The sequence below is a fragment of the Rhodanobacter sp. Root561 genome (genome assembly GCF_001427365.1).
Classification (GTDB): domain Bacteria; phylum Pseudomonadota; class Gammaproteobacteria; order Xanthomonadales; family Rhodanobacteraceae; genus Rhodanobacter.
The window spans coordinates 342555-361025 of record NZ_LMGH01000001.1 but is presented as its reverse complement, the minus strand read 5'-3'; the positions used below and the strand labels follow the sequence as shown (position 1 = coordinate 361025).

Below are 18471 nucleotides of genomic sequence, written 5' to 3'. Positions count from 1 at the left end.
CGCAGGCTAGAATCATCCCCTGCCCGCCAAGAGCCTGCCCGTGTCACTGAGCCCGTATAGCCGTTCCGAACATCTTCGCGCCGTCTGGCCGTGGCTGCCGCTGTGGGCCGTGGTGGCGTTGGCGGCGATCTTCTCGCACGGGCCGATGCCGCTGTATTCCACCCGCACCCTCGCGGTGGCGTGGGAAATGTGGAACCAGGGTCACTGGCTGGTGCCGCACATCAACGGCCAGCCCTATAGCGAGAAGGCGCCGCTGCTGTTCTGGCTGATCCAGGGCGGCTGGTTCGTGTTCGGCGTCAGCGACGTGTGGCCGCGGATCCTCGAGGTGCTGGTCGGCGGCGCCCAGCTGGTGCTGGTCTCGCTGCTGGCACGCCGACTCTTCCCGCACCGGCCGTGGATGGCCAGGGCGACGCCGTGGATGCTGCTGGCCTTCGGCTACGCCTTCCTGTTCGGCCTGCAGATCATGTACGACGTGCTGCTGGCGACATGGACGCTGGCGGCGCTGCTGTGCCTGACCCCGAAGTCGCAACGCGCCGAGCCGCGCTGGCTGCTGTTCGGCCTGTGCCTGGGCCTCGGCCTGCTGACCAAGGGCCCGGTGATGCTGCTCCACGTGGTGTTCCCGTGGCTGCTCGGCCCGCTGTGGAGCGACTGGGCCAGCGAGCATCGCGCGCGCTGGTACGGTCGCGGCCTGCTGTCCTTCCTGCTCGGCGGCGCCATGTTGCTGGCCTGGGCGCTGCCGGCCGGATTCTCCGGCGGCGAGGCGTACCGGCAGCGGCTGTTCTTCACCCAGACCGCCGGTCGCGTGGTCGACAAGCTGGCCCAGGGCAAGGACCTGCAGAATCACGCCGAACCGTTCTGGTTCTACCTGCTGTGGCTGCCGGTGATGCTGTTCCCGTTCAGCGGCTGGCCGCGCATGTGGGTGGCCGTGGCCAGCCTGCGTCAGCCGCTGGAGTCGGGCCTGCGCTTCGCACTGTGCTGGCTGGTGCCGGGCTTCGTGGTGTTCTCGCTGATCAGCGGCAAGCAGGTCTACTACCCGCTGCCGGAACTGGGTGGCATGGCCTTACTGATGGCCGGTGCGATCGCCGTGCTGCGCGAGCGCCGCCCGGTCGTGGCGGCCAGCGGCTGGCTGGGCACCTGGCCACTGGCGCTGGGCAGCATGGTGTTCGCCCTGCTCCTGTTCGCGTTGCCGCTGCTGGTCGCCGGCAACCACCTGCATGGCGAATGGCCGGATGCCGCGGCGCCCTACAGCCGTTACTTCAGCGTGGTGTTCCTGCTGCTGGGCGCCCTGGTGTTGCTGCGCGGCCGTGGCGAACTGCGCCGCCTGGCGGTGGCCGGGCTGATCGGCGTGCTGGCCCTCAACACCTTGTTCACCCTGACCCTGTGGAACCGTTTCGACCTGCGGCCGATCTCGCAGATGCTGGGCGCCGCCGAGCAGGCCGGGCGGCCGATCGCCTTCCTCGGCAACTACGAGGGCCAGTTCCATTTCGAAGGCCGGCTGACCCGGCCGATCCAGGAACTGTTCGGCAATCAGACGGTGCAGGACCAGGCGATCCAGGATTTCTCCCGCGCCCACCCGGATGGCGTGGTGGTGCGCCGCGTGGACCAGCCGGATGCCACGGCACTGCGCTATGCCCTGCTGGTGCAGCCGTTTCGCTCGTCGTGGCTGGAAGTCTGGCCAGCCGTTGCACTCGCCGACCTGCGCGCGGGGCAAACGCCGCCCGAACCGGCGCAGCCCACCCGCGTCTACCCGTCGGACGACCGCCGCTACTCGCCACGGCCATGAGCGCCGAACAGATCGCCAACCTGCGCCGGCAATGCGGCGGTCCTCGTGACGGCGCACTGCTGCGCTTCTCGCTGGGCAGCGCCCTGCTCGCCGAGGGCGACCACGCGGCGGCGATCGGGGAGCTGCAGCGCGCCACGGATTTCGACCCGGGCTACTCGGCCGCGTGGAAGCTGCTGGGCAAGGCCTGCCTGGCCAGCGGTGACAACGAAGCGGCGGCCGCGGCGTGGCGCAGCGGCATCGGCGCGGCCACCGCGCGCGGCGACAAGCAGGCCGAAAAGGAAATGACCGTGTTCCTGCGCCGGCTCGGCTGAGCGCCGGGGAACTCCGGCACGTGTGGCGGCGTCCTAGCCGTTTTTCCCGTCATAGGGATTGACCAGCCCCACCGCGGAATAGCGCCGGTACTGCCACTGGTACTGCGCGAACGCGAGCTCCACGCAATCCTGCACGCCCTGGTTGAGCGCGCGGCAGGCGATCGCCGGGTCCGCATCGGTGAGCTCCGCGGGCGCCGGCAGCAGATGGATGCGGAAACCCGCCCCGTGCGGCAACCGTTCGGCAAACGCGTAGAGCACGCTGGCGCCGGTGCGGGCGGCCAGCCGCGGCAGCAGCACCATGGTCAGCGCATCGCGACCGAAGAACGGCGCGAACTCGCCCTCGCCGGCGCGCGGCTTCTGGTCCGGCAGGATGCCGACCGTGCCACCCGCCGCCAGTCGCTTGTACAAGGTGCGCACGCCGGCGCCATCGGCCCGGACCTGCTCCGGCGCCAGCGCTCCGCGCACCTTGCGCAGCAGCCCCTCGATCGCGGCGAAGCGCGGCGGCCGGTACAGAATCGCCATCGGCGTCTTGCGGCACAGCCAGTAATTCAGCAGTTCCCAGCAACCCAGGTGCGGCGCGGCGATGATCACGCCCTTGCCCGCCGCCAGTGCGGCATCCAGCAGCGCCTCGCCGCGCACCTCGCGCACCAGCGCCAGCGCACGCTCGGCACCGGCACCCCATACCTTGACGATCTCGCTGCCCGACTTGCCGTTCTCCGTCATGACCTGACGCAGCAGGCGCGATTGTGCCGCCGCGTCCAGCTGCGGTCGCGCGATGCGCAGGTTGACCGCGGTGTTGCGCACCGTGCGGCCGCCGAGTCGCAGCCGCAGGCGGCCGAAGCCGGCACCGACGCCATGCAGCGCACGCAGTGGCAGCAACGCGAGCAGGCGCAGCAGGAGATAGACGAGAAACATGTCGATACGCATCCGCGCAGTGTAAGCGACGCTCCGCCGATCTTTCACCGCGACGGTCGGCACCGTAAGCTGGGCACTCCCTCGCCACCGCACCGCCATGATTGCCCTGATCCAGCGAGTCCTTTCAGCCAGCGTCAGCGTGGACGACGAAATGGTCGGCGCCATCGGCCCCGGCCTGCTGGCGCTGGTGGCGGTGCAGCCGGACGACGGCGAAGCGCAATCCCGGCGCATGCTGGAACGCCTGCTCGGCTACCGCGTGTTCGCCGACCACAACGGCAAGATGAACCGCTCGCTCAGCGACACCGGCGGCGGCCTGCTGCTGGTCAGCCAGTTCACCCTGGTCGCCGACACCCGCTCCGGCATGCGCCCCAGCTTCACCCGCGCCGCGCCACCCGAGCATGGGCGGCGCTGGTTCGAGCACCTGCTGGCCGCCGCGCGGTCGGCGCACCCGGGGGTGGAAACCGGCCGCTTCGGTGCCCATATGGTGGTGCAGCTGGTGAACGACGGCCCGGTAACTTTCTGGCTCGACACCGGCTGAACGGATCGACGCGTGCGAGGCCCGGCTCGATGCCGGCCGATGCACGGCAATTCCGTGATTTGGCGCGATTTTTGCGTGCCTGATCGCAACCCTTTCCTACTTGAAAACTGGTCAAAAAAGCAGCACATCGCTATAATGTCCGGTTCTTGAACCTTGCGGCGGTCGGTGAATGAATAGCAAAGCTCCCCACGAGCAACAGTCTGAAATCAAGGCGCTCATCGCCAAGGGCTTGGAGCAGGGCTACCTGACCTACGCCGAGATCAACGACCACCTGCCCGACGACATCGTCGATCCGGAGCAGATCGAAGACATCATGGCGGTGCTCAAGGGCGTCGGCATCGAAGTGCACGACGCCGCGCCGGACACCGACACCATCTCCGATGGCGCCGCCCCCGGTGGCGGCTCCGGCGACGACGACTCGGCCGCCGAAGAAGCGGTGGCCCTGCTCTCCGCCGTGGATGCCGAAGTGGGCCGCACCACCGACCCGGTGCGTATGTACATGCGCGAGATGGGCACGGTCGAGCTGCTGACCCGCGAAGGCGAGATCGCCATCGCCAAGCGCATCGAGGAAGGCCTGGGCCAGGTGCAGACCGCGCTGGCCAGCTTCCCGCTGACCATCGAACTGCTGCTGGAGGAATACGACCAGCACCTGGACGGCAAGCGCCGCCTCAGCGAAATCCTGGCCGGCTTCCTCGACCTGGAAGAAGCCGCCGACCTCGCCCGCAAGGAAAAGGAAGCCGCCGCCCTGCTCGCGCCCGAAGTCGAGGAAGGCGAGGAAGGCGACGAGGACGAGGACGAGTCCGCCGAGGACGAGGAAGAGGCCGGCCCCAGCGGTCCCGACCCGGAAGAGGTCAAGCGCCGCATGGAGCTGCTGCGCGACTACTACGGCAAGTTCCAGAAGGCCGCCCCGAAAGCCGCCAGCATCACCGACAAGAAGATCGTCAAGTTGCGCGACCAGATGGCCGAGGAATTCCTCAAGCTCAAGCTGCCGTCCGCGCTGATCGACGGCTTCGTGCGCAAGCTGCGCGAAGTGGTGGGCGACATCCGCCATCACGAGCGCGTGCTGCTGGACATCTTCGTCAAGCAGGTGAAGATGCCCAAGGCCGAGTTCATCAAGACCTTCCCCAGCAACGAGGGCAACCTCGAGTGGGCGGCCGAACTGGGCCGCAAGCGCCAGAAGTGGTCGCCGAACATCAAGACCCATCGCGAAGCGATCGACGCCGAGCAGGAGAAGCTCGCCGCTATCGAGCGCAAGCTGTTCCTGCCGCTGATCGACATCAAGGACATCAACCGCGCCATGGCCAGTGGCGAGGCGAAGGCCCGTCGCGCCAAGAAGGAAATGGTCGAGGCCAACCTGCGCCTGGTGATCTCGATCGCCAAGAAGTACACCAACCGCGGCCTGCAGTTCCTCGACCTGATCCAGGAAGGCAACATCGGCCTGATGAAGGCGGTCGACAAGTTCGAATACCGCCGCGGCTACAAGTTCTCGACCTACGCCACCTGGTGGATCCGCCAGGCGATCACCCGCTCGATCGCCGACCAGGCGCGCACCATCCGCATCCCGGTGCACATGATCGAGACGATCAACAAGTTGAACCGCATTTCCCGCCAGATGCTGCAGCAGTTCGGCCGCGAGGCCACGCCGGAAGAACTGGCCAAGGAAATGGAGATGCCCGAGGACAAGATCCGCAAGGTGCTGAAGATCGCCAAGGAACCGATCTCGATGGAAACCCCGATCGGCGACGACGAGGATTCCCACCTGGGCGACTTCATCGAGGACGGCAACGCCAGCTCGCCGATCGACTCGGCGACGGAAACCGGCCTGATGGAAACCGTGCGCGACGTGCTCGCCGGCCTCACCCCGCGGGAAGCGAAGGTGCTGCGCATGCGCTTCGGCATCGACATGAACACCGACCACACGCTGGAAGAAGTCGGCAAGCAGTTCGACGTCACCCGCGAGCGCATCCGCCAGATCGAAGCCAAGGCGTTGCGCAAGCTGCGTCATCCCAGCCGCTCCGAACAGCTGCGCTCGTTCCTCGACGTCGAGTAACAGCTGCTCGCCCGCGATGCTTCTTTTCAACGGTCGCGCATGCGGCCGTTGTCTTTTCTGGAACCACGATTTGTCGTGGCCATTTCGGGGTGATGCTCTTCCGCATGGCAATTGGCGCACAACAAGATGCATTTGGTCAGCTCGCGCTCGACTTCAGCCATGCTCCGATTCGAGAGCGCGCGCAGGTCGAGGTTGAATGATTTGCGTGCGTGTTTGCCATGGTGCCAGGTCAACGCTGCAAGATTCGCGCGATAGCCACACCGCACGCAGCATCCGCCTGCTGACTCAACCAGTTGCCGTTTGCGTAACAGGCCGCGTAACTGCTGGCTGGAGTAGCTTTGGTGTCGATGATTGGTATCCCGGTTCTTGCAGACCCGGGAACAGAATCGGCGCTGCCTGCCTGTCAGGATGGCACCGCACACCATGCAGGCAAGTTCGGATTTCATCCTATTAGCATAATCCAAAGCGCGCGCAAGGCGTGGCTTTGCCTGCGGGCGTTGCTACCATAGGCATACGGGCCTATAGCTCAATGGTTAGAGCAGGGGACTCATCGAAAGGTGCCGCCGTGCAGGAATGCATGGACGGGAACGGGATGAATTCAGGGAAACCTCAGCGGCGCAGACGCGGCCGGTGGCAACCCTGAGCCAAGCCGCCGGTACACCGGCGGAAGGTGCAGAGACTACCTGAGGGCTTCAGCGCCCTTGATGACAGGCTAGAGCGTCCCGCACCCCAACCGCACGAAGCCATGCAACGTGTGAAGGGTGAAGAGATAGTCCGCGCCGAAGGGAAACCTCCGGAACACGCGAATCCCTTGGTTCGAGGTTCGAGTCCTCGTGGGCCCACCACTCGTGATGCGGCATCTCCGACCATCGCCCCGGTTGCGATGAATCCGAATCCGCAGCTTCTCCGTATGCACCGGCATGGAGCACACCCTCGCGTCGGGGTGCGCCGCAGCCGTGGGCGGGAAGTTGCGTATGATGGTTCGGAACCACTCTGTCACCGGGATGACGCCCGCCGGGGCCAAACGATCCGTGTCCGCTCCCATGAACCACAGCGCGCCTGATGCATCGTACTGGTCGGCACAGATGGCGGCCGTGTCGGTACAGCGCGACCGTGCGAGTTTCATGCGCATCTACGATCACTTCGCGCCGCGCCTGCAGCGCTACCTGCGCAACCTGGGCGTGGCCGAGTCGATCGCCGACGAGCTGGTGCAGGAGGCACTGCTGACGCTGTGGCGCAAGGCCGCGATGTTCGATCCGGCGCGCGCCAGCCTCGCCACCTGGCTGTATCGCGTGGCACGCAACCTCTACATCGACCACGTGCGCAGGGAGCCGCACTGGCTGCCGATCCAGGAAGGTCTTGACCGGCTCGACCATCTCGAATCCGGTCGGCTCGACTCGCAACCCGAATCCTCCTTCGACCAGGATCTGCTGAAGCAGGCCATCGATCACCTTCCACCCGTGCAGGCCAAGCTTGTTCGCATGTGTTACCTCGAAAGCAAAAGTCACAGCGAGATCGCCCGCGAGCTGGACATGCCGCTGGGCTCGGTCAAGTCCTCGCTGCGGCGCTCGTTTGCCAAACTGCAGGGCAGCATGAGGGCCCCGCGATGAAGCCGAATCGCCACCTCGACGACGCCACCCTGCTCAGCTATTCCGCCGGCGCCTTGCCGGCCGCGCTGGCGGTGGTCGCCTCCGCCCACCTGGAGCGCTGCACCACCTGTCGCGAGCGCCTGCTCGACGCCGACCGGATCGGTGGCGTGCTGATGCAGCAGCAACGCGTCGACGTACCGGCCGACGATGCGCGCGCCGCGATGCTGGCCCTGCTCGACGCCGAACCGGCCGAGGCGCTGCCGACGGCGCCCGCCGAGGTCATCGAGGAGCGGAACCCGGACCGGCTGCCCAGCGCGCTGCACCCGTGGTTCGGCCCGTCCATGCGGGCGTTGCGCTGGCGCCGCGTGGCGCCGGGCGTGCAGCGCATCCGCGCCAGCGGCATCGCCGGCGGCGACCTGATGCTGCTGCGCATCGCGCCGGGCAGCAAACTGCCGCTGCACAGCCACGGCGGCAGCGAACTGACGATGATCCTGGATGGCGCCTACGACGACCTGCTCGGCCACTTCGGCCCCGGCGACGTGGCCGACCTGGACGGCGAGACCCTGCACCAGCCGGTGACCTCACCCGGCGTGCCGTGCATCTGCGTGGCAGCCACCGATGCCCCGCTGGTGTTTTCCAGCTGGATGGCGCGCACGCTGCAGCCACTGTTCGGGTTCTGAGCGCGGTGCCGCCGCGGAGCCTGCCTCGATGAGCACGGCGCTGGTGCTGTTCCGGCGCGACCTGCGCCTGGCGGACAACCCCGCGTGGAGCGCGGCCTGCGCCGAGCACGCCCACGTGCTGCCGGTGTTCATCCATGCCGATGACGAAGCCTGCCCGGCCGGTTCCGCCAGCCGCTGGTGGCTGCATCATGCGCTGCGCGCGCTGGACCGGGATCTGCGCGATGCCGGCGCCGCCCTGCACCTGCGTCGTGGCGAGCTGTTGGCCGTCCTGCGCGAACTGATCCGTCGCAGCGGTGCCGGCGCGGTGTACTGGAACCGCCTGTACGAGCCGGCCGCGATCGAGCGCGACACGCAGCTCAAGAGCGCCCTGCGGCAGGACGGCATCGCGGTGCACAGCCACAACGCGGCGTTGTGGTGCGAGCCATGGCGGATCGCCACCGGGCAAGGCCAGCCATACAAGGTGTTCACGCCTTACTGGCGCAAGCTGCGGCCGGAACTGCAATCGGTCGAACCGTTGCCCGCGCCGCGCGTTCCGGGCTGGCGCGAACTGCCCGGCGGCGTTCCGCTCGATGCACTGGAACTGCTGCCGCGCATCGATTGGGCCGGCGGCCTGCACGCGCACTGGCAGCCGGGCGAAACCGGCGCGCGCGACCTGCTGGAAATTTTCGCCGACGACGCCATCAGCGACTACGCCCAGGCCCGCGACCTGCCCGCGCGGCACGGCACCTCGCGGCTGTCGCCGCATCTGCATTTCGGCGAGATCTCGCCACGGCAGATCCACTTCGAGCTGGACCGCCGCGCCCGCGCCATCGACACCAGACGCCGACCCGACCTCGAACCGTTCCTGCGCGAACTGGGCTGGCGCGAGTTCGCCCATCACCTGCTGTTCCACTTTCCGCACACGCCCACGGAAAACTTCAACCCGCGCTTCGACGATTTCGCCTGGGCCGCTGCCGACGAAGTCGTGATCGAACGCTGGCAACGCGGCCGCACCGGCATTCCGCTGGTCGATGCCGGCATGCGCGAGTTGTGGCACACCGGCTGGATGCACAACCGCGTGCGGATGATCGTGGCCAGCTTCCTGACCAAGAACCTTCGCCAGCACTGGCTGCACGGCGCGCGCTGGTTCCACGACACCCTGGTCGACGCCGACCTGGCCAACAACACCTTGGGCTGGCAATGGGTGGCCGGCTGCGGCGCGGATGCCGCGCCGTATTTCCGCGTGTTCAATCCACTCACCCAGGCGAAGAAGTTCGATCCCGACGGCGCTTACCTGCGCCGCTGGCTGCCGGAACTGGCTGACGCACCCGTGGCATTGCTGCACGAACCGTGGAAGGACGCGGCCCTGCTCAGGCGTAGCGGTTACCCGGCGCCGATGGTCGACCTCGGCCAGTCACGCCAGCAGGCGCTGGATGCCTACACGGCATTGGCCCGCTGACATCGAAACCCGCCGCAGCATCAGCCCAGCATCTGCGGATTCAGATGCCACACCGCGAAGTTCAGCGCCGAGGCGAAACTCACCCAGCCCAAGTACGGCAGCAGCAAGGCGCCGGCCAGCGCTCGCACGCGCCAGAAGCCGAGCACGGTGGCCACGATCAGCAGCCACAGCATCACGATGTCGACAAAGGCCAGCGCACCGCGATGCCAGCCGAAAAACAGCCAGCTCCACAACGCGTTCAGCGCCAGCTGGATCACGAACAGCGTGAGCACGCCACGCTGCCGGTGCCAGCCGCCTTCGCGCCAGGCCAGCCACGCAGCGATGCCCATCAGCGCATACAGCACCGACCATACCGGGCCGAACACCGAGGACGGCGGGGCCCACGAGGGCTGGGCCAGCTGCTGATAGAAATCGGCCGCCTGTACCGAAGCCACCGCACCGATGGCGGCGGCCACGAAGCTCAGCAACAGCCAGCCGACCAGACCGAGGAACTGCTTCGCGTGCGTCATGCCTGGCTCCGGATATGCGTGCGTGCGGGGCTCCCGTAGCGGAGCGTGTTTGTGGCAACTGTGCGGAAGCTCCCGCCTGCGCATTGTGAAGAGCCCGCGTCCGCCCCATCTCCTGGGTTCGTGGCCAAAGGCCGTGGCAACGCTTCGCCAGCACGTGCCCGCCAGGCATCGGAACAGGACTCGCCGCCGACGCCGCCGATTCGCGTTCGTACGACTCTTCGGGATGTGCTCATGTTCGACAGAATCAGAAACTGGCGCATACGACGCCTCGTCGCGCGACGACCGATCGCCGAAGGACTCTGGCGCGACGCGCTGCGACGCTGCGCCGCCGCGCGCCGGCTGGGTGCCTCGGACCAGGCCAACCTGCGCGTGCTGGTCACCCTGTTCCTGGAACGCAAGTCGCTGGAGCCGGTCGAGGGCCTGCATCTGGACGACGCCGACCGCGTCCTGCTGGCGACCCACGCCTGCCTGCCGATCCTGAAACTCGGGCTCGACTGGTACGACGGCTGGCACAGCATCATCGTCTACCCGCGCGCCTTCAGCCCGCAGCGCGAACGAGTGGACGACGCGGGCGTGGTGCACCGCAGCCGCGACATCCTGGCCGGCGAAGCCTGGAACCGCGGGCCGGTGATCCTGTCGTGGGATGACGTGCAGGCGATCGGGCGGCAATCCGGGCACAACGTGGTCGTCCACGAAATGGCGCACAAGCTCGACATGTTGAACGGCGACGCCGACGGCTTCCCGCCGCTGCACCGGCGCATGGATCGCCGCGCATGGGCGCAGGCTTTCACCAGCGCGTGGGAGCAGCTGACCGAAGCCCGGCGCCATGGCATTGAGCTGCCGATCGATCCGTACGGGCTGGAAAGCCACGCCGAATTCTTCGCCGTCCTCAGCGAGCAGTTCTTCGAAGCGCCCGCCGCCTTGCGCGAACACCTGCCGGCGGTTTATCGGCAACTCGAGCTGTTCTATCGCCAGCATCCGCTGTGAACGAACGTTCCCGTCGCCATCCGCGTGCCAGACGTCGAACGGCCGCGAACCCGTCGCAACCGGGCTGAGCGGCCCCCGCAACGGCCATGCCCGGCAAGAGCCACGTTGCGAGCCATCCCACGCATCCACTCCGCCGTTTCCCCCGTATCTGTCATCGAGCCCTACTTGCCGCTCGCCCACAGGTACGCCGCATGCTCCGTTCACCCGCCCCTTCCAGCGCACCCGCCAGCCCGCCCGGCATGCCGGCCGGCCATGGCCGCTCCTGGCTGGGCCGCACCCTGCGTCGCTGGTTTGATACCAGCGCCACCGTGCAGGTGGACGAGGGTCGCGAGGACCGGATCGACTGGCTGCGCGCCGCACCGTTCGTGGCGATGCACCTGGCCTGTCTCGCGGTGATCGGGGTTGGCGTGTCGCCGGTGGCGTTGGGCGTGGCGGGCGCGCTTTACGCGGTGCGGATGTTCGCGCTGACCGGGTTCTATCACCGCTACTTCTCGCACCGCACCTTCCAGACCTCGCGCGCGGTGCAGTTCGTGTTCGCGCTGATCGGCGCGTCCTGCGTGCAGCGCGGACCGCTGTGGTGGGCGGCGCATCACCGGCAGCACCACCGGGTTACGGATACATCGGCCGACCCGCATTCGCCGCGCGTGCACGGTTTCCTGTGGAGCCACGTCGGCTGGTTCCTGACCCCACGCAATTTCCGCACCGACCTGACGCGCGTGCCGGACCTGGCGAAGTATCCGGAGCTGCGCTGGCTGGACCGCTTCGACATCGCGGTGCCGCTGCTGCTGGCCGTGGCGATGTACGGACTGGGCGCATTGCTGCAACAGGTGGCGCCGCAGCTGGGCACCAGCGGCGGGCAGATGCTGGTGTGGGGTTTCTTCGTCTCCACCATCGTGCTGTTCCACGCCACGGTGACGATCAATTCGCTGGCGCACCGCTTCGGCAGCCGCCGTTACGCCACGAAGGACGACAGCCGCAACAACCTGTGGCTGGCGCTGCTGACGTTCGGCGAAGGCTGGCACAACAACCATCACTTCTTTCCCGGTTCCAGTCGCCAGGGTTTCCGCTGGTGGGAAGTGGACGTGACGTGGTACGGGCTGAAGCTGATGGCCATGCTGGGCCTGGTGCGCGGACTGAAACCGGTGCCGGCGTGGGTGCTGGTCAGGGCGGGGAGCTGAGCGATGCGCATTGCCGTGGTCGGATCGGGCATCGCGGGGCTGGCGTCGGCGTGGTTGCTGTCGCGCCAGCATGAGGTGACGCTGTTCGAGGCGAACGACTATTTCGGCGGCCACACCCACACGCACGAGGTGGAGCAGGCCGGAAAAACTTACCGCATCGACAGCGGCTTCATCGTGCACAACCCGGCGCACTATCCGCTGCTGACGCGGATGTTCGCGCAGCTTGGCGTGGCGTCGCAGCCGACCACGATGAGCTTTTCGGTGCACAGCGAGGCCAGCGGGCTGGAGTACAACGCCACCACGCTGGACACGCTGTTCTGCCAGCGCCGCAACCTGCTGTCGCCGCGCTTCCTCGGCATGGTGCGCGACCTCACCCGCTTTTATCGCGAAGCGCCCGCGCTGTTGCTGACGAGCGAGGACACCACCAGCCTCGGCGATTACCTGCTGCAGCACGGTTACGGCGCCGCGTTCCGCGACGAGCACCTGATCCCGATGGCCTCCGCGCTGTGGTCGTCGCCGCCCACGCAGATCCTGCAGTTTCCCGCGCGCTACCTGGTGCAGTTCATGGCCAACCACCAGATGCTGCAGCTCGGCGACCGGCCGCAGTGGCGGGTGGTGAAGGGCGGCTCGTCGACCTACGTGGCGGCGCTGCGCGCGCACTGGCCGGTGCGCGAACGGCTGAGCTGCCCGGTGCATTCGATCCTGCGCCACGCCGGCGGCGTCGAGGTGTGCAGCGCGGCGGGCGTGGAGCATTTCGACCAGCTGGTGCTGGCCTGCCACAGCGATCAGGCGCTGCGCCTGCTGGGCGACGCTAACGAGCGCGAGCATTCGATCCTGGGCGCGATGACCTACCAGGCCAACGACACCGTGCTGCACACCGACGCCAGCGTGCTGCCGCGCCGGCGCAAGGCATGGGCGGCCTGGAATGCGTGGCTGCCGCGCGATTCCGCCGCGCCGTGCACGGTCAGCTACTGCATGAACCTGCTACAGGGCATCGCCTCGCCCGAGCCGTTCGTGGTCACCCTGAATCGCAGCGAGGCGATCGACCCGTCCAGAATCCTGGCGCGCATGCGCTACCACCATCCGGTCTACACCAGGGCCTCGGTGCAGGCGCAGGCACGCAAGGCCGAAATCCAGGGCTGGCGCCGCACCTGGTTTGCCGGGGCGTACTGGGGCTGGGGCTTCCATGAGGACGGCATGCGCAGCGCGGTCGAGGTCGCTGCGGCGCTGGGCGTGCACTGGCCGCTGGGCTCCGCGTCGGTGGCGGCGAACCCATCGCACCAGGCGGAGCTGGTCGCGTGACGACGAAGCCGGCCAGCTCGAAGCTGCGATTGGCCAGCGCCGTGTACGAGGGCGTGGTACGCCACCGACGGCACGAGCCACACGCGCACGCGTTCAGCTATCGCATGGCCCAGTTGTATCTGGATCTGGACGAGGTCGAGCGGGTATTCGCCGACCGCTGGCTGTGGTCGACCACGCATCGCAACCTGGCACAGTTCCGCCGCAGCGACTACCTGGCGCCGGCGACCCTGTCGCTGGCCGATGCAGTGCGCCAGCGCGTGGAGCAAGCCACCGGCATGCGGCCGACCGGACCGATCCGCCTGCTCACCCACCTGCGCTACGCCGGCATGGTGTTCAACCCGGTCAGCTTCTACTACTGCTACGCCGAGGATGGCGAGACCCTGCTGGCGGTGCTGGCAGAAATCACCAACACGCCGTGGAAGCAGCGCCACGCCTATGTGCTGCCGGTCGAGGACGCGCAGGTGCATGGCCGCGCGCTGCACTGGAGCTTTGCCAAGCGCTTCCACGTGTCGCCCTTCATGCCGATGGACTGCACCTACGACTGGCGATTCACCGTGCCCGGCGAAGACCTGCGCGTGCACATGAACGTGATGCGCGAAGGCCGGCGCACGTTCGACGCCACGCTGAACCTGCAGCGCCTGCCGCTCACCGGCGCCTCGCTGGCGCGCGTGCTGTGGCGTTATCCGCTGATGACCGCCCAAGTGGTCGGCGCGATCCACTGGCATGCGCTGCGGCTGTGGCTGAAGCGCAATCCGGTGCACGACCATCCGGCGCCGCCTGCGCGCCCTGCCGACTGAAACGAACGCCCCGAGGTTTGCCATGAACGATATCGCCAGCACCCGCACCCGCGACGACGCCGCATTCGACGGGCTCGATCGCTTCCTGCGCCGGCAACTGCTCGAGCGGATGCGCGGCCTGCGCCACGGCCGGCTGGTGCTGAGCGACGCCTGCGGCACGGCCGAGCTGGGCGAACCCGCCAGTGCGCAACCCACGCTGCAGATCCACCTGCAGGTGCTGGACGCCGGCTTCTACCGCGCGGTGGCGCGCCACGGCAGCGTGGGCGCCGGCGAGTCGTACATGGACGGTCAATGGCGCTGCGACAACCTGGTCGGCCTGATCCAGTTGCTGGTGCGCAACCGCGACCTGCTCGATGGCATGGAGAGCGGCGTGGCCCGTCTCGGCGGCATGGCGATGCGGCTGTGGCACGCGTTGCGTCGAAACACCCGCGACGGCAGCCGCCGCAACATCGCCGCGCACTATGACCTGGGCAACGACTTCTTCAGCCTGTTCCTCTCGACGGACCTTATGTATTCGTCGGCGATCTGGAGCGACCCAACCGACACGCTGGAAACCGCCTCCGCACGCAAGCTGGAGCGCATCTGCCGCCAGCTCGATCTCCAGCCCACCGACCGGGTGATCGAGATCGGCACCGGCTGGGGCGGCTTCGCGCTGCATGCGGCGCAGCACTACGGCTGCCATGTCACCACCACCACGATCTCGCGCGAGCAGCATGCGCTGGCCAGCCAGCGCGTCGCCGAAGCGGGCATGCAGGAGCACGTCACCCTGCTGCTGGAGGACTACCGCGACCTCGACGGCCAGTACGACAAGCTGGTCTCGATCGAGATGGTCGAGGCGATCGGCGCACCGTATCTGGACGTCTATTTCGGCAAGCTCGGCCGCCTGCTGAAGCCGGACGGCCTGGCGCTGGTGCAGGCGATCACCATCGAGGACCATCGCTACGCGCAGGCGTTGAAGTCGGTCGACTTCATCAAGCGCCACGTGTTTCCCGGCAGCTTCATCCCGTCGATCAGCGCGCTGATCGCGGCCAAGACCCGCACCAGCGACCTGAGCCTGATCCAGCTGGAAGACTTCGGCAGTTCGTACGCGCAGACGCTCAAGGCATGGCGCGAGCGCTTCATGGCCCATTTGGCGCAAGTGCGTGCGCAGGGCTTCGACGAGCGTTTCGTGCGCCTGTGGGAGTTCTACCTGGCGTACTGCGAAGGCGGCTTTCGCGAGCGCTCGATCGGCGTGGCGCACCTGTTGATGGCCAAGCCGGGCCATCGCCGCGCCGCGTGGCTGCCGGGCCGGCCGGCATGAGCTTCTGGCTCAGCCTGATCGGCTACCAGGCCGTGTGGTTTGTCGCGGTGATCGGCGCGGGCCACGGGCTGGCGTGGCCGGGCGTGCTCGGCATGCTCGTCTACGCGCTGGTGCAGCTGGCTTGCGCCCGCAATGTGCGCGTCGATCTCGCCCTGATCGCCGCCGGGCTGGTGTTCGGTTTGCTGCTCGACGGCACGCTGAGCCGTAGCGGGCTGGCCCGCTACGCGGCCGGCTGGCCGAACCCGGCGCTGGCGCCGGGCTGGATTCTTGCGCTGTGGGTGACCTTCGCGCTGACCTTCAGCCAGTCCCTGCGCTACCTGCAGACGCGGCTGTGGCTGGCGGCGCTACTGGGATTGGTCGGCGGTCCGCTGGCCTATCTGGGTGCGGCGCGCGGCTGGCACGTAGTCATGTTCGCCGAGCCGGCATGGCGCGCCGTGCTGGCGCTGGCGCTCGGCTGGGCGCTGGCGACACCGGCGCTGGCGTGGCTGGCGCGCATCGGCAGCGACTCGTCGCCACCGCGATCGACAACGCGAGGAGCCTGCGCATGAACCCGTGGTGGCAACTGCTGATCGTGTGGCTGCTGGCCGCGCTGATGATGACGCTGGGCTGGCAACGGCAGCGCCGGCACAGCAACGCGGGCATCGTCGACGTGCTGTGGGCAGCAGGCGTGGGCGGCAGCGCCGTACTGCTGGCGACCACCGGCAGCGGCGCAGCGTGGACGCGGGTGGTGTTGGCGCTGCTCGGTGGCGCGTGGGGTTTGCGTTTGTCTGCACATCTCTGGCGTCGCGTGCGCGGCGAAGCGGAGGATGGCCGCTACCGCAACCTGCGCGCGCACTGGCAGGGCGCGCAGTGGAAGTTCTTTGCCTTCTTCCAGTTCCAGGCCTTCCTGATCGTGCTGTTCGCGCTACCGTTCGTGGCGGTGGCGCGCAACCCGCAGGCGTCCGTGCCGTGGCTGGCCGCGGCCGTTGCCCTCTGGCTGCTGGGCGTGCTCGGCGAGTCGATCGCCGACGCGCAGCTGGCGCGCTTCCGCGCCGATCCGGCCCACCGCGGCACGACCTGCCGCGACGGCCTGTGGCGGTATTCGCGCCATCCGAATTACTTCTTCGAATGGCTGCACTGGTTCGCCTACGTCTGCCTGGCGGTCGGTTCGCCGATCGGCTGGCTGGCGTGGTCCGGGCCGGCAGTCATGTACGTGTTCCTGCGCTGGATCAGCGGCGTGCCGTACACCGAGGCACAGGCGCTGCGCACGCGCGGAGCGGACTACCGCGACTACCAGCGCACCACGGCGCTGCTGATTCCATGGTTTCCCAGGAGGACCTCACGATGACCACCCCCGCTTCCACCGAGCTGGCCAGCGAACGCCCGGCGCCAGGCCTGCTGGGCATGGCCGAACGCGGCCGCATTCCCGACACGCTGTTGCGCCAGGGTATCCGGCGACTGTGCGCGCAACGCCTGCGCGAGGAACAGGCCGGCGGCCTCGACGCACAGGCCGCGCGGTATGCGCAGCGCATCGACATGCTGCGCCACAGTCCGGTGGCGATCCATACCGACGCGGCCAACGCGCAGCACTACGAATTGCCGCCGGCGTTCTTCGAGCTCTGCCTGGGCAAGCGCCTGAAGTATTCGGCCTGCTACTACCCTTGCGGCGACGAGTCGCTGGACCAGGCCGAGGAGGCGATGCTCAGGCTGTACGGCGAGCGCGCCCAGCTCGCCGATGGTCAGTCGATACTCGAACTCGGCTGCGGCTGGGGTTCGCTGACCCTGTGGATGGCCGAGCACTTTCCGAGTGCGCGGATCACCGCCGTATCCAACTCCGCCCCGCAGCGCCGGCACATCGAAGCGCAATGCCGCCGGCGCGGGCTGACCAACGTGCGCGTGATCACCTGCGACGTCAACGCGCTGCAACTCGATCCGGCGCAGTTCGATCGCTGCGTGTCGATCGAGATGTTCGAGCACATGCGCAACTACGAGACGCTGCTGGACCGCATCGCCGGCTGGCTGAAACCCGGCGGCAAACTGTTCGTGCACATCTTCGCGCACCGCACCGCGATGTATCCGTTCGAGACCGAGGGCGACGACAACTGGATGGGCCGCCACTTCTTCACCGGCGGGCTGATGCCGGCGTCCGACACCTTGCTGTGGTTCCAGTCCGCGCTGCACATCGAGCAGCGCTGGCATGTCGACGGCACGCACTACCAGCGCACCGCCAACCACTGGCTGGCCAACCAGGATGCGCACCACGACGAGGTGATGAAGGTGCTGGCGCAAGCCTACGGCGACAAGGCGGCGCCATTGTGGTTCCAGCGCTGGCGCATGTTCTGGATGTCGTGCGCCGAGCTGTTCGGCTACGCCGACGGGCAGCAGTGGCTGGTCGCGCATTACCGCTTCGTGCGCCCCGCGGTCGACGCCCGGCCATCCTTCGCCCCGGAGACGCCATGAAACTCCCGGCGACCCTGCTGCTGGCCTGCACCATGCTGTTCAACCTCAACGCCGGTGCCAGCGAACTGCCGCCGATCACGCCGGTGGCCCGCGTCGACCTGCCCCGCTTCATGGGCGACTGGTACGTGATCGCCACCATCCCCACCCGCTTCGAGAAGAACGCGTACGACGCGGTCGAGGTCTACGCGCTGAAGCCCGACGGCAACGTCGCCACCTCGTTCCACTTCCGCAACGGCAGCTTCGACGGCGAGCGCAAGGAGATCCACTCCACCGGCTTCGTCAGGCCCGACACCGGCAACGCGGTGTGGGGCGTGCAGGTGTTCTGGCCGCTGAAGGCGCAGTACATCGTGGCCTGGCTGAAGGACGACTACAGCCAGGTCATCGTGGCCCGCGACGCCCGTGATTACATGTGGGTGATGGCGCGCACGCCGACCATCGCCCAAGCCGACTACGACGCCCTGCTGGCGAGGGTGCGGGCGCTCGGCTATCCGATGGACAAGGTGCGCAAGGTGCCGCAGCAGGAACCGGCAGCCAGATCCGGCCGTTAGCCGCGCCGGACTTGCGCAGGCCATGCAGCACGGCGGCTCGACGGGGGTCGCGGCAAGCGGACCCGGAGTGGATCCGTGCGGGCGATGTAACCGATGCGCCTGCGGCA

General features: G+C 68.0%; 19 protein-coding genes. 16 read left to right on the top strand and 3 right to left on the bottom strand.

What is annotated here, in order from left to right; genetic code table 11:
• The first annotated feature begins 40 nt into the window (after positions 1-40).
• Together ASD55_RS01510 and ASD55_RS01505 are read left to right on the top strand one after the other, a co-directional pair.
• Positions 41-1783 (top strand): glycosyltransferase family 39 protein, encoded by a 1743-nt coding sequence (locus ASD55_RS01510; RefSeq protein ID WP_056763213.1) that lies wholly within the window; start codon positions 41-43, stop codon positions 1781-1783.
• A complete protein-coding gene (locus tag ASD55_RS01505) occupies positions 1780-2094 on the top strand; it encodes a tetratricopeptide repeat protein (RefSeq protein ID WP_056715106.1) in 315 nt (104 codons plus the stop codon). The genes ASD55_RS01510 and ASD55_RS01505 overlap by 4 nt, the downstream gene beginning before the upstream one ends.
• A gap of 33 nt (positions 2095-2127) precedes the next feature.
• Here the strand turns inward: ASD55_RS01505 and ASD55_RS01500 are convergent, their stop codons facing one another.
• On the bottom strand, positions 2128-3021 hold the full coding sequence (locus tag ASD55_RS01500) for a lipid A biosynthesis acyltransferase (protein ID WP_056763212.1): 894 nt from the start codon (positions 3019-3021) through the stop codon (positions 2128-2130).
• Positions 3022-3106: 85 nt separating this feature from the next.
• On the opposite strand from ASD55_RS01500, the gene dtd reads away from it, so the two are divergent.
• The gene (gene dtd / locus ASD55_RS01495; RefSeq protein ID WP_056763210.1) at positions 3107-3547 is read left to right on the top strand and encodes a D-aminoacyl-tRNA deacylase; all 441 of its coding nucleotides are present in this window, start codon (positions 3107-3109) and stop codon (positions 3545-3547) included.
• Between the two features lie 169 nt (positions 3548-3716).
• Positions 3717-5597: an RNA polymerase sigma factor RpoD gene (gene rpoD / locus ASD55_RS01490; RefSeq protein ID WP_056715098.1), complete on the top strand. Its 1881-nt coding sequence runs from the start codon at positions 3717-3719 to the stop codon at positions 5595-5597.
• 26 nt (positions 5598-5623) lie between these two features.
• Here the strand turns inward: rpoD and ASD55_RS18245 are convergent, their stop codons facing one another.
• Positions 5624-6043: a hypothetical protein gene (locus tag ASD55_RS18245; protein WP_157598738.1), complete on the bottom strand. Its 420-nt coding sequence runs from the start codon at positions 6041-6043 to the stop codon at positions 5624-5626.
• Positions 6044-6640: 597 nt separating this feature from the next.
• Between ASD55_RS18245 and ASD55_RS01485 the strand changes: the two genes are divergently transcribed.
• The 3 genes from ASD55_RS01485 to ASD55_RS01475 are packed head-to-tail and all read left to right on the top strand — an operon-like array spanning position 6641 to position 9304.
• Complete coding sequence (locus tag ASD55_RS01485; RefSeq protein ID WP_007808632.1) at positions 6641-7207, top strand: sigma-70 family RNA polymerase sigma factor; 567 nt, start codon at positions 6641-6643, stop codon at positions 7205-7207.
• Entirely contained in the window at positions 7204-7866 is a 663-nt protein-coding gene (locus tag ASD55_RS01480; protein ID WP_056715095.1) for a ChrR family anti-sigma-E factor, read from the top strand. Before ASD55_RS01485 ends, ASD55_RS01480 begins: the two co-directional genes overlap by 4 nt.
• A 28-nt stretch (positions 7867-7894) precedes the next feature.
• Positions 7895-9304 carry a deoxyribodipyrimidine photo-lyase gene (locus ASD55_RS01475; RefSeq protein WP_056763208.1) on the top strand — a complete coding sequence of 470 codons (1410 nt, stop codon included), beginning with the start codon at positions 7895-7897 and terminating at the stop codon, positions 9302-9304.
• Positions 9305-9324: 20 nt separating this feature from the next.
• Here ASD55_RS01475 and ASD55_RS01470 read toward each other — a convergent pair whose 3' ends face one another.
• On the bottom strand, positions 9325-9813 hold the full coding sequence (locus tag ASD55_RS01470) for a TspO/MBR family protein (protein WP_056763206.1): 489 nt from the start codon (positions 9811-9813) through the stop codon (positions 9325-9327).
• A 231-nt stretch (positions 9814-10044) separates the two neighbouring features.
• Here ASD55_RS01470 and ASD55_RS01465 point away from each other — a divergent pair, with 231 nt between their 5' ends.
• The 9 genes from ASD55_RS01465 (at position 10045) to ASD55_RS01425 (ending at position 18364) form a co-directional block, all read left to right on the top strand.
• The gene (locus tag ASD55_RS01465; RefSeq protein ID WP_056763204.1) at positions 10045-10800 is read left to right on the top strand and encodes a M90 family metallopeptidase; all 756 of its coding nucleotides are present in this window, start codon (positions 10045-10047) and stop codon (positions 10798-10800) included.
• A 239-nt stretch (positions 10801-11039) separates the two neighbouring features.
• The gene (locus ASD55_RS01460) at positions 11040-11978 is read left to right on the top strand and encodes a fatty acid desaturase (protein WP_200946062.1); all 939 of its coding nucleotides are present in this window, start codon (positions 11040-11042) and stop codon (positions 11976-11978) included.
• Positions 11979-11981: 3 nt separating this feature from the next.
• Positions 11982-13280 carry an FAD-dependent oxidoreductase gene (locus ASD55_RS01455; protein ID WP_056763202.1) on the top strand — a complete coding sequence of 433 codons (1299 nt, stop codon included), beginning with the start codon at positions 11982-11984 and terminating at the stop codon, positions 13278-13280.
• Positions 13277-14077: a DUF1365 domain-containing protein gene (locus ASD55_RS01450; protein WP_157598736.1), complete on the top strand. Its 801-nt coding sequence runs from the start codon at positions 13277-13279 to the stop codon at positions 14075-14077. The genes ASD55_RS01455 and ASD55_RS01450 overlap by 4 nt, the downstream gene beginning before the upstream one ends.
• Before the next feature lie 22 nt (positions 14078-14099).
• Positions 14100-15377, top strand: a complete 1278-nt coding sequence (locus ASD55_RS01445; protein WP_056763200.1) for a cyclopropane-fatty-acyl-phospholipid synthase family protein — start codon at positions 14100-14102, stop codon at positions 15375-15377.
• Entirely contained in the window at positions 15374-15925 is a 552-nt protein-coding gene (locus ASD55_RS01440; RefSeq protein ID WP_056763198.1) for a DUF2878 domain-containing protein, read from the top strand. Before ASD55_RS01445 ends, ASD55_RS01440 begins: the two co-directional genes overlap by 4 nt.
• Complete coding sequence (locus ASD55_RS01435) at positions 15922-16704, top strand: DUF1295 domain-containing protein (protein WP_056763196.1); 783 nt, start codon at positions 15922-15924, stop codon at positions 16702-16704. Before ASD55_RS01440 ends, ASD55_RS01435 begins: the two co-directional genes overlap by 4 nt.
• Positions 16705-16760: 56 nt before the next feature.
• On the top strand, positions 16761-17816 hold the full coding sequence (locus ASD55_RS01430) for a cyclopropane-fatty-acyl-phospholipid synthase family protein (protein ID WP_200946061.1): 1056 nt from the start codon (positions 16761-16763) through the stop codon (positions 17814-17816).
• On the top strand, positions 17813-18364 hold the full coding sequence (locus tag ASD55_RS01425) for a lipocalin family protein (RefSeq protein ID WP_056763192.1): 552 nt from the start codon (positions 17813-17815) through the stop codon (positions 18362-18364). Before ASD55_RS01430 ends, ASD55_RS01425 begins: the two co-directional genes overlap by 4 nt.
• Positions 18365-18471 lie beyond the last annotated feature (107 nt).

What these genes read in the sequence shown, in the direction of transcription:
- ASD55_RS01460 (WP_200946062.1), top strand. Translation starts at nt 11,040, where the DNA reads ATGCCGGCCGGCCATGGCCGCTCCTGGCTGGGCCGCACCCTGCGTCGC.
- ASD55_RS01455 (WP_056763202.1), top strand. Translation starts at nt 11,982, where the DNA reads ATGCGCATTGCCGTGGTCGGATCGGGCATCGCGGGGCTGGCGTCGGCG.
- dtd (WP_056763210.1), top strand. Translation starts at nt 3,107, where the DNA reads ATGATTGCCCTGATCCAGCGAGTCCTTTCAGCCAGCGTCAGCGTGGAC.
- ASD55_RS18245 (WP_157598738.1), bottom strand. Translation starts at nt 6,043, where the DNA reads ATGAAATCCGAACTTGCCTGCATGGTGTGCGGTGCCATCCTGACAGGC.
- ASD55_RS01430 (WP_200946061.1), top strand. Translation starts at nt 16,761, where the DNA reads ATGGCCGAACGCGGCCGCATTCCCGACACGCTGTTGCGCCAGGGTATC.
- ASD55_RS01465 (WP_056763204.1), top strand. Translation starts at nt 10,045, where the DNA reads ATGTTCGACAGAATCAGAAACTGGCGCATACGACGCCTCGTCGCGCGA.
- ASD55_RS01485 (WP_007808632.1), top strand. Translation starts at nt 6,641, where the DNA reads ATGAACCACAGCGCGCCTGATGCATCGTACTGGTCGGCACAGATGGCG.
- ASD55_RS01505 (WP_056715106.1), top strand. Translation starts at nt 1,780, where the DNA reads ATGAGCGCCGAACAGATCGCCAACCTGCGCCGGCAATGCGGCGGTCCT.
- ASD55_RS01480 (WP_056715095.1), top strand. Translation starts at nt 7,204, where the DNA reads ATGAAGCCGAATCGCCACCTCGACGACGCCACCCTGCTCAGCTATTCC.
- ASD55_RS01475 (WP_056763208.1), top strand. Translation starts at nt 7,895, where the DNA reads ATGAGCACGGCGCTGGTGCTGTTCCGGCGCGACCTGCGCCTGGCGGAC.
- ASD55_RS01435 (WP_056763196.1), top strand. Translation starts at nt 15,922, where the DNA reads ATGAACCCGTGGTGGCAACTGCTGATCGTGTGGCTGCTGGCCGCGCTG.
- ASD55_RS01445 (WP_056763200.1), top strand. Translation starts at nt 14,100, where the DNA reads ATGAACGATATCGCCAGCACCCGCACCCGCGACGACGCCGCATTCGAC.
- rpoD (WP_056715098.1), top strand. Translation starts at nt 3,717, where the DNA reads ATGAATAGCAAAGCTCCCCACGAGCAACAGTCTGAAATCAAGGCGCTC.
- ASD55_RS01440 (WP_056763198.1), top strand. Translation starts at nt 15,374, where the DNA reads ATGAGCTTCTGGCTCAGCCTGATCGGCTACCAGGCCGTGTGGTTTGTC.
- ASD55_RS01470 (WP_056763206.1), bottom strand. Translation starts at nt 9,813, where the DNA reads ATGACGCACGCGAAGCAGTTCCTCGGTCTGGTCGGCTGGCTGTTGCTG.
- ASD55_RS01500 (WP_056763212.1), bottom strand. Translation starts at nt 3,021, where the DNA reads ATGCGTATCGACATGTTTCTCGTCTATCTCCTGCTGCGCCTGCTCGCG.
- ASD55_RS01425 (WP_056763192.1), top strand. Translation starts at nt 17,813, where the DNA reads ATGAAACTCCCGGCGACCCTGCTGCTGGCCTGCACCATGCTGTTCAAC.